Origin of the sequence: Prolixibacter bellariivorans ATCC BAA-1284 (assembly GCF_000621705.1) — a bacterium.
GTDB lineage: Bacteria > Bacteroidota > Bacteroidia > Bacteroidales > Prolixibacteraceae > Prolixibacter > Prolixibacter bellariivorans.
The window spans coordinates 161,659-173,874 of the sequence record NZ_JHXO01000005.1 but is presented as its reverse complement, the minus strand read 5'-3'; the positions used below and the strand labels follow the sequence as shown (position 1 = coordinate 173,874).

9 protein-coding genes are annotated in these 12,216 nt (G+C 44.1%); all 9 read left to right on the top strand.

Features of this window, described 5'->3' with window-relative positions:
- Window positions 1-3 precede the first annotated feature (3 nt).
- The 9 genes from T426_RS0103885 (at window position 4) to T426_RS0103835 (ending at window position 12,190) form a co-directional block, all read left to right on the top strand.
- Window positions 4-2,250, top strand: coding sequence for a CocE/NonD family hydrolase (locus tag T426_RS0103885; protein WP_025864193.1), 2,247 nt, complete (start codon window positions 4-6; stop codon window positions 2,248-2,250).
- Window positions 2,251-2,268: 18 nt separating this feature from the next.
- Window positions 2,269-2,895, top strand: a complete 627-nt coding sequence (locus tag T426_RS0103880; protein ID WP_051568931.1) for a hypothetical protein — start codon at window positions 2,269-2,271, stop codon at window positions 2,893-2,895.
- Between the two features lie 242 nt (window positions 2,896-3,137).
- A complete protein-coding gene (locus T426_RS24910; protein WP_051568930.1) occupies window positions 3,138-5,027 on the top strand; it encodes a serine hydrolase in 1,890 nt (629 codons plus the stop codon).
- Window positions 5,028-5,375: 348 nt separating this feature from the next.
- Window positions 5,376-5,831: a hypothetical protein gene (locus T426_RS0103865; protein ID WP_025864189.1), complete on the top strand. Its 456-nt coding sequence runs from the start codon at window positions 5,376-5,378 to the stop codon at window positions 5,829-5,831.
- A 415-nt stretch (window positions 5,832-6,246) separates the two neighbouring features.
- The gene (locus T426_RS0103855; protein ID WP_027585307.1) at window positions 6,247-7,200 is read left to right on the top strand and encodes an L-threonylcarbamoyladenylate synthase; all 954 of its coding nucleotides are present in this window, start codon (window positions 6,247-6,249) and stop codon (window positions 7,198-7,200) included.
- A 286-nt stretch (window positions 7,201-7,486) separates the two neighbouring features.
- The gene (locus tag T426_RS0103850) at window positions 7,487-7,990 is read left to right on the top strand and encodes an RNA polymerase sigma factor (RefSeq protein ID WP_025864187.1); all 504 of its coding nucleotides are present in this window, start codon (window positions 7,487-7,489) and stop codon (window positions 7,988-7,990) included.
- Between the two features lie 4 nt (window positions 7,991-7,994).
- Window positions 7,995-8,654: a hypothetical protein gene (locus T426_RS0103845; protein ID WP_025864186.1), complete on the top strand. Its 660-nt coding sequence runs from the start codon at window positions 7,995-7,997 to the stop codon at window positions 8,652-8,654.
- Between the two features lie 230 nt (window positions 8,655-8,884).
- On the top strand, window positions 8,885-9,721 hold the full coding sequence (locus tag T426_RS0103840; RefSeq protein ID WP_027585305.1) for a hypothetical protein: 837 nt from the start codon (window positions 8,885-8,887) through the stop codon (window positions 9,719-9,721).
- 15 nt (window positions 9,722-9,736) lie between these two features.
- Window positions 9,737-12,190, top strand: a complete 2,454-nt coding sequence (locus T426_RS0103835; RefSeq protein ID WP_025864184.1) for a bifunctional YncE family protein/alkaline phosphatase family protein — start codon at window positions 9,737-9,739, stop codon at window positions 12,188-12,190.
- The last annotated feature ends 26 nt before the right edge of the window (window positions 12,191-12,216 follow it).

The following is a 12,216-nucleotide window of genomic DNA, read 5'->3' as shown; positions in this document are numbered from 1 at the left end:
GAGATGAAAAATTTACTGATCTTATTGATTTTAGTAAGCCTTAGCATAACGCTTAAAGGCCAGTCGATAAAATTTGAAAAAGCAGCATTATCCGACACCGCATCTTTGACAAAGGCAATGCAAAATCTGGCAAAAGATTACTTGCAGCAAAGCCAAATCAAAGGCCAGAACATCGAACCAAACGACCTTTACTTGATTGAAATTCTGGCCGGCAAGTATGAGCGCGCTATCAAAACAATTCAATCTACCAGAGACGGTGTTTCCGGTCAAAACGGTCACCCCGACAAGCTTCCTTATGAGCTGTTTGCCAAGGCAAAAATTAAGCAGTCAGAGAAGCAAACCGGTTTTGAAACCGCCTACCGAAAGGTATTGTCTGATTATTTGGAAAACTGTAGTGATCAGCTGCTCTCTTCGGTCAATATCGTTTTGACAACGAATGATCAGGTGGCTCACTTTACGAACCAGTTTAAGGAGAACTACACCAAAGCTTCAGGGCCAGCAATCACTCAGGAGGAAGCTTTAACGCTGTTAAAGTCATATTTCCTTTACCAGGTGTTTCATCGTACAGAGCCGATTGTATTCGGGGAAATAAAAAGAGAACAAAACAGAAGATATCATATCGAACGAAAGTTGATCATTTCCCCCATAGACAGCGCTGAGATTTCGGTTACTGTTGTTCGCAAAAGAGGAACCGGCCCCCTTCCTGCCATCCTGACTTTTACCATTTATGCGGATTCATCCAATATTAATCAAGCCATATTACCGGCATCCAAAGGTTATGTAGGAGTTTTAGCTACTTCCAGAGGCAAGGGCCTGAGTAATGACTCTATTGAGCCTTACAAGCATGAACACAATGATGTTTATGCCGTGATTGACTGGATTAGTAAACAGCCCTGGAATAATGGTAAAGTGGGAATGTTCGGAGGTAGCTACAATGGTTTTGCCCAGTGGGCATCGATGAAAGACAGCGTACCCCCGGCTTTAAAAACCATTGTGCCTTGTGTCTCGGCTGCTCCAGGGATTGACGTACCGATGGAGAACAATATCTTCTACAACTTTCCCTACAAGTGGATCTCCTATGTTACAGCAAATAAATACTTGTATCATACCGATTTTCAAAGGTGGAACAACCTCCAAAACGCTTGGTTTCAATCGGGCGCACCTTACAACAAAATGGATTCTATTGATGGAACACCCAATCCTTTATTTCACGAGTGGATCAGCCACCCCAGCTATGATAGTTACTGGCAAAGCATGATTCCCTATAAAGACGAATTTGCGCATATCAATATTCCCATACTTAATATCACTGGTTATTATGATGACGGGCAACGGGGTGCCATGTATTACTACAATCAGCATTTAAAATACAATCCGGATGCAGAGGACTATCTGGTGATAGGCCCCTGGGATCACTGGGGCGCACAAACAACACCCGGTGCCAATCTGCGCGGCTACCAGCTGGATAAAGCAGCGCAGATAGATATTCAGAATCAACTGATCTTCGACTGGTTCGATTACATCTTAAAGGGAAAGAAAAAGCCAGCTATCTTAAAAGACAAGGTAAACTTTGAAGTGATGGGTGCAAACAAATGGATGCATAAGCCGTCGGTTGCAGCCATGAGTAATGAAACGGATACTTTTTATTTGGGCAGTCATCAATCAAACGGTCACTATACCCTGCTTAGTAAGAAACCCCAAAAAGAATATCTAAACCTTCAGGTTGATTTAGCCGACAGAACAAAACAGAATAATGCGGACTATTATCCCTGGCCCATTGTAGCGGATAGCATCAATTTAAATGATGGTCTTGTTTTTATCAGCAAACCGTTCCAAAAGGATAAAATCATGAATGGTTCGTTTACGGGAGAATTAACCATAGTAAGTAATAAAAAGGATTTTGACTACTCGGTAACGCTGTATGAGTTAACTCCGGAAGGGAAATATTTTCACCTGAGCTATTATATCGGCAGGGCCAGTTATGCCAAAAGCAGGGAAATAAGAGAACTCCTGACTCCTAATAAAGAGACAACCATCACTTTCGACAACACCCGAATAGTTAGTAAAAAGATGTCAAAAGGAAGTCGGCTTGTCGTGATTATCAACGGAAATAAAAATCCATATGCCCAAATTAATTACGGAACAGGCAAGGATGTCAGTACTGAATCGATTGAAGACGCCAATGCCCCCTTGTTATTAAAGATTAGTACCGACAGCAAAATAAACATTCCGATATGGAATGAAGAATAAAGGCAGCAGCAGAAATAAATGGCAATTACAAAATTAAAGATTAACCAAAAAACTACCACGATGACAAATAAAGTAATATTACAACTAACAGCGTTACTATTGCTTCTTTCCGGTTGTTCACCTTCGACAACAAACAAACCAAGTCTAAATGATTATAAAATTGGAGAAAAATGGGTTTGGAATTGGAAACGCACCGTAGAAGGAGAGGTTCGTGCGGAAGGAAAAGATATACAGGAGGTGGTAGACTATCATGGAGAATTAGGCTTTTGGAATGGCAATGATACCGTCCGGATTTCGACTACTTTAGACCAAAAGCAGAGCAGCACACCCTTTCGAAGTTGGCCACTGTATGTAGGAAAAAAATGGAAATACGAATCGGAATGGGAAAATAATGAAGGTACCAAAGGAAAAACCAGCCAGGACGCAGAAGTCGTTTCATTTGGAGAAGTAACTGTTGCAGCCGGAAAATTCATGGCCTACAAAATAGAATACAAGGGAATGGTAACAAATTCCAGAGGCTATAAAGGGAAGATGTCTGATACATGGTGGTATGCCCCTGAATTAAAAACATATATCAAGCATGTCAATAATGACGGCTATGGTGTTTATAAAAATGAATTAATCAGTTATTCAAAAGCGCAGTAGAAAAACGATGCATACAAGTGCCACACAGCAGGCTACTATTCTCATACTCTCCGCTCTGCATTTCTTCCATCAAAAATTTAAAATCAGACTTTTGGGTTCGCAATTATAATCCCGAACTTTTACGCAGAACATCGCTGTTACTTTTGCTTCAACGAAAAACAGAATTATTAAAGGAAGCAAAACCAGAATTAATATCCTTTGCTACGGTTTAGCGAATACTTTTGAATAATAAAACCTGAAAGATGGCATTACAAACAAATGACTTCCCAAAGCATGGCTTCAGAAAAAAAATATACTTCACCCTGTTTTTACTCGGTACTACACTATTCGCTCATTCGCAAAATGTAAACGAAAAAGAAAAAATAACAGCGCATAAAACAAACAGTACAATAAATATTGATGGCATACTAAACGACCCCATCTGGCAAAAAACACCTCTTACCAACCAATTGTGCGATGAAAATGGCCAATACAATAACACAGCGGCCTGGTTTGCCTATGATGCAGATAATCTTTATGCCGGCCTGATATGCAAGGTAAACAACACTTCAAAATTGAATACCAAACTTCTGGATAGGGACAACCAGTTCATGTTACGTAATGATTGGGTTGCATTTTGTGTCGATACGTATCATGATGGAATCAAGGCCTATGCCTTTCTTGTCGATGCTGCCGGCAATGAATTGGATGGTTCTTTAAACCCGCCCACAAGGGATTTGTCATTTTCTTTTTCTTCAAAATGGACTTCTGCTATTAAAAGAAATCAAGATGGATACACGGTAGAAATGAAAATCCCATTGGAGAACCTTCCCGTGAGATGGAACAAGGACAGTGTGACAATGGCCATACAAATTATCAGGTACGATAAACAAAACAACCGGATGGTTCAATGGCCGGCCACCAAGGATATAGGAAAGTTTCAAACCATCGTTCTGCATGGAATCAATCAAACACATCCCCAAAATTTATCGGGAGTAAATCTGGAAGACAGATTGGCCTATAAAAAATCAAAAATTGATGTTACCACCTTGTTGGGCAGGTGCCAGGGAGGAGATGCTTCCGTAATGGACTATCTACTATTCAAGAAGAGGGATATTAGCGGGGCTGAACATCCCCGGATGCTTCATTACCATTTGCAAACAGAAAAGGTTAACCGAATATTTGAAAACACTTCGTATTTCAAAAATCTAAATACAAATATCGATTTCGAAACCATGCTGGAAAGATCGCAGACCACAGCATTTATTGTATTGCGAAATGATACCATTCTTAACGAAAACTATTTTAATGGCTTTCATAAAGATTCAACATTCACCTCATTTTCGGTTGCTAAATCATTTGTCAGCACATTAGTAGGATTGGCTATTTCGGATGGTTTTATTAAAAGCGAAGAGGATAAAATAACCAAGTATCTGCCTGAGTTGATGAAAAAGGATGCCCGTTTTTCAGAAATTACCATCAGGGATTTGTTAAGTATGAGTTCAGGCCTTGCCTATTCGCATGATGGATTTCCTTCTGATGATGAGTTTACATATCAATCTCCGGATTTACGAAGTGCGGTCTTAGAACATGTCAGAATCTCGGACCACCCCGGCAAACATTGGCTTTACAATAACTACAATCCTTTATTACTGGGCATGATACTGGAACGAACCACTGGCAAATCAGTTGCTAAATATGCAGAAGAAAAACTCTGGAAAAAAATGGGAGGAAGCAATGCCAGTTGGAGCCTTGATGAGCATGGTTTTGAGAAAATGGAAAGCGGTATCAACTGTAAAGCTCACGATTATGCACGATTCGCTTTGCTGTTGCTTAATAAAGGCAAATACAATGGTATTCAGGTAATACCTGAAAGCTGGGTACAAAAAGCAACGCAACCACAAGAAAGACCAACGGGTTATTACGATTATCTTTTGAAAAATAATACGTATTACAACTATCTCTGGTGGGGGAAATTTCGTGACGGACAGGAAAATGCCAATGACTTTTTTGCAATGGGAAACAAGGGCGAATATGTTTATATCTGTCCACAGAAAAAACTTACAATAATCAGACTTGGCTTTGAATATGGCTTCACTCCCGCATCAATGTCGTGGCCAGATATGTTTTATCAGTTTGCTACACATTTTTAGATAGTATCAAATAAGTTAGCAATGGTTAAAATATAAAAAACGCAACACAACAATTAAGCGTTCAACCTGTGCGCAGCACGGTGGCTAAATCCCGAAACACGTCGGAATTGACGTAAACTGAGATCAATCGAGGGTGCTGTATTATAAGTTTTACGAGGTAGGAAGTGCCCTGCTGTGGTTCACCCGGAGCGCTCCAACCCCCTCATGGAAAAGTCTTATTGCCTGTTTCAGCCATTTTCTTCGTTCCGGGTAAAGCTCCGTCAAGTCCTATTGGCAGTTTTTTCCACAAATATTCCATTTCCCTGTAAGAATTTTTGTTTTCAGCCACTAACCCGGGAAACAGGAAAAATGAAGACACTGAAAGATGCACTGAACTATTTTGAAAGTTTAAAAGCCAAAACAACGAATCAATCGGAAATCAGGGTTTGCGATCAATTTATATACATACTATCCGCATTGAAGGCAAGAGAGTTTTCTCATGTTGAAATGCAATCCATCGAAGCGGAACTGGAGCGTTTAAATTTAGAATCGAATCCAAACAACAGAAAAAGAGGGTTGAAGAAAGCACTCAATCAATTTGAAAAATATTTAAAGGATACATTCTCCTTAACCCCCAAGGGATATTACATCCGTATGGGGATATCTGCCGGAGCAGCCTTCGGGGTTGTTGCAGGCATTCTCATGGGCGGGCATTTTGAGCGGTCGTTGGGGATATCCTTTGGAGTTGCCTTTGGTATGTTGGCTGGTATGTTGGTAGGCCGTTACATGGATGCTCAGGCTAAGACTCAGGGTAGGGTTCTTTAGCTCAAACCACGAATATATAAACCATAAGCTCCCATAGAAGAAAGTACGAAACACATGGGAATCGCAACCTTCTTCATCGTTCAGTATGCTGACTCCATCCGCAGCTTACACTGGATTTATCCGGTGGCCTTTTTCATCCTGGGGATTGCACACCAGGGCGTCCGGTGGAAGGCGTTGTTTTGTTTCTTTCGTTGTTGGGGCTGCCGGCGCTTACCGAAGCTATAAACTTCCGAATGTAAAGAAGCGGGTGAAGACCGATGTCCAATGAAAACGTTACTCAGCGTTAATACAGAAGCGTAAAGCACCCGAATATTTTTCCGGTACTCTTACTTATGCTATTTTTGCAGCCGAATAATGAACCTTTGCAAAGGAGTGTTGTAGTTATGACAACATTTCGAATTTGGTAAGAAGAAGCATGGATCGACAAAATAACATGGAGCTGGCGGCTCAATTGATTCAGGAAGGGAAACTGGTAGCCTTCCCCACCGAAACCGTTTACGGACTGGGAGCCAATGCGCTTGACCCGATGGCGGTGGCCAAGATTTTTTTACTGAAGGAACGCCCGTCATTCGACCCGCTCATCATCCACATTGCCGACCTGGAAGACATAAAGAAGCTTACCACTGAAGAGGATGAACGGGTTTACCAACTGGCAGAGAGATTCTGGCCCGGCTCGTTAACATTGGTACTGCCCAAAAGCAAACTGGTTCCCGATATCATCACTTCGGGATTACCTACCGTTGGTATTCGCATGCCGGCCAACGAAATAGCCCTTGAACTCATCAGAACGTCAGGTCGCCCGATTGCCGCTCCCAGCGCCAATAAATTTGGCCGTATCAGTCCCACCACAGCCGCCCATGTAAGAAAGCAATTGCCCGACGTCGATTACATTCTGGACGGCGGAAAAACCACGGTTGGTATCGAATCCACCATCATCGAGCTCACCGAAAAAGGGTTCCGGATTTTACGCAACGGTATCATTACGAAGGAGGACATCGAAGAAGTTCTGCCATTTGACGATTCCGAAAAAACGGAGTCGATCGTTGCCCCGGGAATGGTGAAATCGCACTACAGCCCGGTGAAAAAGATGATTGTAGCCGACGAAGATATCCCACTTGATATCGATAAGAGCAAAGCCGGCTTGTTATCGTTTACCGGGAAATATGAAAACGGCTACCGGAAAATTATCAGGGTATCTGAAAACAATGATCTGAAAGAGTATGCCGTAAACATGTTCGATGCGATGCATACCTTTGAAGACGATAATGAGATTGATATCATTGTGGCCGAACCGGTGGCCGAAACCGGTATTGGGAAAGCCATCATGGACCGCCTGCGGAAAGCGGAATACAACTGGAGAAGAGGTTAATCCCCGCCGTCGCATTCGCCACACTCTTTCGTCGTTTATCGCTTTGCTACCCCCACACTTGCCCTTGCGACAATCAACCTAGACATCTTCCTGAACAATCATCGTACATCTGTTTTCATCGCCCCACCGGAACGTGGGGATAAAAAAAATTCACCGGCGTGTGATTTTTTTGAAGGCCGTACGATAAATGGGGTAAACAGAACCGAAAAAGAAAACGAGATGTTTAGATGGAAAACTGCAAGAACCACAAAAGAGAGCGGGATGGAGCCGTTAAAAACCAAATGAGATGAAAAACAGGAAAATGGGAAGTCACACCGAAATAATCCATCTCATTGAGCAACACCGGAGACTCATATACAAGGTCGTCAACAGTTATTGCTCCGATGTTCACGAACAGGAGGATCTAATCCAGGAAATCATTTTTCAAATCATCAAAGGATACGAGAAATTCGATCACCGGGTGAAAGTAACCACCTGGATGTACAAAGTAGCCTTCAACGTTTCTATCTCACACTACCGGAAACTAAAAAGCCGGCAAAAATATGTGGTACCAATGCCGGACAAACTGATCAGCGTGGAAGAAGACGAAGCGCCTGAAATCGATGAAAACCTCAAACGGCTGCGGGAACTCATCGACGAACTCGACCCGTTAAACAAAGCGATTTTAATTATGTATCTGGATGACAACAGCCACTCCGAAATCTCGGAAGCAATGGGAATTTCGGTCAGTAATGTTGGCACCAAAATCAACCGGATCAAAAAACAACTCAAGAAAAAATTTAATCAGTAACATCATGGAAAATGTCAATATACACGAACTCTGGAAACAGAATGAAGCATTGCTCGATAGTACCCGAAAACTCAATTCGACACTCTTGCGGGAAGTCAAACTGGACAAAGCCAAATCATCCTTGAGAAGTTTGCTTTTTCTTCCCATCAGTACCCTGATTTTTTTCCTCTTTGCCGCATCGTATGCCCTCTATTTCGCGGTAGCGAATTGGGGAACCTGGTACTTCATGTTCTCAGCCGCTGTTGTGGCCCTATTCTCCGTGATGCTCGTCGTTTCATCCGTCAAGCAACTGCAGCAGATTCTTTCGGTCGATTACAACGCCCCTATCGTGAAACTTCAGAAAGATATTTCGAAGATTAAATTCTCGGTGGTGACTAATTTGCGAATTGGAGCATGGATTCTTCCGTTCAGCCCATTCATTGGCCTTTTTATCATAAAAGCGTTGTTTCATTTCGATATGGTGAAAGTGATGAATTACGACATGGTCATTTCTTTCGGGATTGCTACCATCATACTGGAAGCACTTTCACTGATAGCGCTCAGAGCCCTCAGGCCCAAAAACATCAATAAAAAATGGCTGAACTGGCTGTTACAGGGAAGCGGTAGCCAGGTAGATGAAGCACTCGGCTTTTTGAAGCAGATTGAAGAATTTGAGCAAGAATAAAAGTGACGAAGCGTTTAAACCTCATTCGATGAAAACATTTCTGACATCTGATTTTAACCTAAATTTTACGGAAGATTGAATGGTTTCCTGTTCCTTTATGTGGAATGAATTTAATTAATGCATCTTTGTTCTCTATAATATGAGAAGGTGTAAACCCTCTTTGCTTTAGAGCGTTTACAATCATGATTCAATAACATGCTTATCTAGTTTCAAGCAAAATGAACAGTCGTATGAACAAAAAATTCCTGCTCCTGGCCCTATCGGGAATGCTGAGTTTCTCAGCCATGGCACAAACCATTGAAGACAACAATCTGTATGTTGAGCCATCCAACCGAACCCCGGAACCTTTTCTCTTCTCAGTTTCAACACTTACTCCGGACGATCATTCCTGGAGTGTTAACTATTCCAGCAGCTACGGCAAACGCTCCGAAGAACTATTTGGTTACGATGGTGTTGGCCAACAATTTGCCTTGAAAGGTTATTTAGGCCATCGGTTCACCTTAAACGTGAATGCCGCACTGGGGTTCCAGGCAAACCAGAACGTTGTCAGTTCACAACAAGTGGAAATCATCCGCGACGTTATCGGGGGTAAAAAAGTCAGTGGATTACGGCTTGGAATCGGTCTGGGACTGCAGCGTGATTTCAGCAGTGTCACATCAGCCTTAAGCCGGATAACTGCTTCCTGGGAGGCGTCCCGCTGGAACATTGGAGGAAATGTATTACTGGGAAAGGCATTTTCCAGCAACCGTGATAAAATTGACATTCTGACAAGTCTGGGAGTCCAATATCAGTTATTAGGCAGTTTGTATGGCGGAGTTGAAGCCGTAGGAGAAGATTTGGAAGGCCTTTGGGATCCGGAAGAAGCCGAAGGTGGTGCCAAAATACTGGTCGGCCCCTCGCTCAATCTGGTCCCCAGTGCATCCCGTTTTTCCTTTTCGCTCTCAGGCGGCCCTGTCATGTTCGCCTCACGCAGCAATGAAACGAATCCGGCAGCCATCCGGGAACTCCCTTCCCAGGCGGGTTTAATGGTACGCGCACGAATTGTCTTTAATCTTTCTGGTAGTTAAAAATAAATTCACTAGATGAATCACTTTTACAAAGCCGGGGTCATCCTGGCTTCCATTATTATTTCGTTATTCCAGGGTAAACCGAGCTCGGCACAAACGCCGGGCCCCACCGGCCAGGCCAAACAGGTTTTATTATCGAACGGCTGGAAACTAAGCCCCGCAGGAACCGCTTTAACACTTGGCGATTTGCCGCTCAACCTGCGAGTCAGCCCTTCAGGGAAATACGCGGCTGTGACCAATAATGGCCAAAGCACACAAACCGTCCAGTTAATCGATCCGAAGAACGAGAAGTTACTCGACACAAAAGTAGTTGGCAAATCGTGGTACGGGTTGGCTTTCAGTCACAATGAGAAGCACCTGTATGCGTCAGGAGGATATGACAATATCATCCTGGATTTTCACATTGCCGACAATCAACTCAGTGTCCCCGATACCATTCGGCTGGCAAACCCCTGGCCCAAAGGTAGAGTTTGTCCGACCGGGATAGCCGTTAGTAAAAACGACCGGGTGCTGTACACGGTGACCAAAGAGGACAGTCGCATCTATACCATCGACCTGAAATCGAAAAAGGTCACCGATAGTGTTTCCTTGCCGGGAATAGCGTACAGCTGCGTCTTGTCGCCCGACCAGAAAAAATTGTATGTTTCGCTGTGGGGCAAGAATCATGTGGTTGTTTTCAACACAACTAAAAAGAAGATGACCAATGAAATCAAAACCGGCAGTCATCCCAATGAGTTGGTGCTAAATAAAAAAGGCACGATTCTGTTTGTTGCTAACGCGAATGACAACACCGTTTCGGTTATCAATACTGCCAAAAACAAGGTCATCGAAACACTTTCGGCGGCACTCTATCCCACCCGTCTAACAGGCTCAACTACCGATGGCGTAGCTTTGTCGAAGGACGAAAAGACCCTGTACATTGCCAATGCCGATAATAATTGCCTGGCCGTTTTTGATGTTTCCGAACCGGGAGAAAGCAAAAGCAAAGGGTTCATCCCGGTAGGCTGGTACCCTACTAACGTGAAGACACTAGGCAACAAAATTCTGGTGACCAACGGGAAGGGCTTCTCTTCGATGGCCAACCCGGACGGACCGCAACCGGTATCGAAAAAAGACGATAGCGGCTATCAGCATGGGGTTTCGGCTAAAAAACATGTACAATACATTGCCGGCTTATTCAAAGGCGCTCTCTCCTTTATCGACGACCCGGATGAAGGACTGCTGAAGAAATACACCCGCGAAGTTTACGCGAATACGCCGTTCAACGAGAAGAAAGTGAAAGATGCGCCGGGCGAAAAGGGAAATCCCATCCCCCGGAAAAAAGGTGACGTCTCTCCCATCAAATATGTTTTCTACATCATCAAGGAAAACCGCACCTACGACCAGGTAATGGGCGATGTGAAGAAAGGGAACGGCGTCGATTCGCTGTGTATTTTCGGAAAAAGGGTAACACCCAACCATCACGCCATTGCCAACGATTTTGTGTTGTTGGATAACTTCTACACCGATGCGGAGGTGAGTGCCGACGGTCACAACTGGAGTACGGCCGCCTACGCCACTGACGTGGTGGAAAAAACCTGGCCTACCTATTACGGTAACCGGGGTGGAACTTACGGCTACGAAGGGCAAATGAAAGCCAGCTACCCGCGCGATGGCTACATTTGGAATTATTGCCAGCGGGCCGGTGTGAGTTACCGCAGTTATGGCGAATTCTGCAACATGGGCAAAACGTCGTTGAAAGCATTGAAAGGACACGTGTGCCCTCAATCGCCCGGCTTCAATCTGGGCATCAAGGATCAGGTACGGGTAGATGCCTGGGAACACGATTTCGATTCATTAGTGGTACGACATGCTGTTCCGCATTTCAACACCATCCGTTTATCGAACGACCATACCAGCGGACAACATCTGGGAAGTATTGCACCACGGTCAGCTGTCGCCGATAACGATTTGGCGCTGGGGCGTTTTCTCGAACATCTCTCGCACAGTCCCATCTGGAAAGAATCGGTGGTTTTTGTGCTGGAAGACGATGCACAGAATGGCCCCGACCATGTGGACGCGCACCGCTCACCGGTATTTGTAGCCGGCCCGTATGTGAAACGCAACGCCGTGATTCACGACATGTATTCCACTTCGGGTGTACTGCGAACCATTGAGCTGATTCTCGGTCTGCCGCCCATGAGCCAGTACGATGCAGCAGCCACTCCGCTCTATAAGTGTTTCACCAATCATCCCAACTTCACGCCCTACGTGCATAAGCCGGCCAACATCGACCTGAACAAACGCAATGTGGCCGTAAATGCCAGCAGCAAGCTATCCGCCACCTTCGACTTTTCGCACGAAGATGCAGCGCCCGATATCGCTTTGAACGAAGTCATCTGGAAAGCGATTAAGGGCGAAAATGCCGTCATGCCGGCACCGCGCCACAGTGCCTTTGTCGTTCCGGTGAAAGACGATGATGACGATTAGGCAAAGAGAAACAAGATATTGATAAC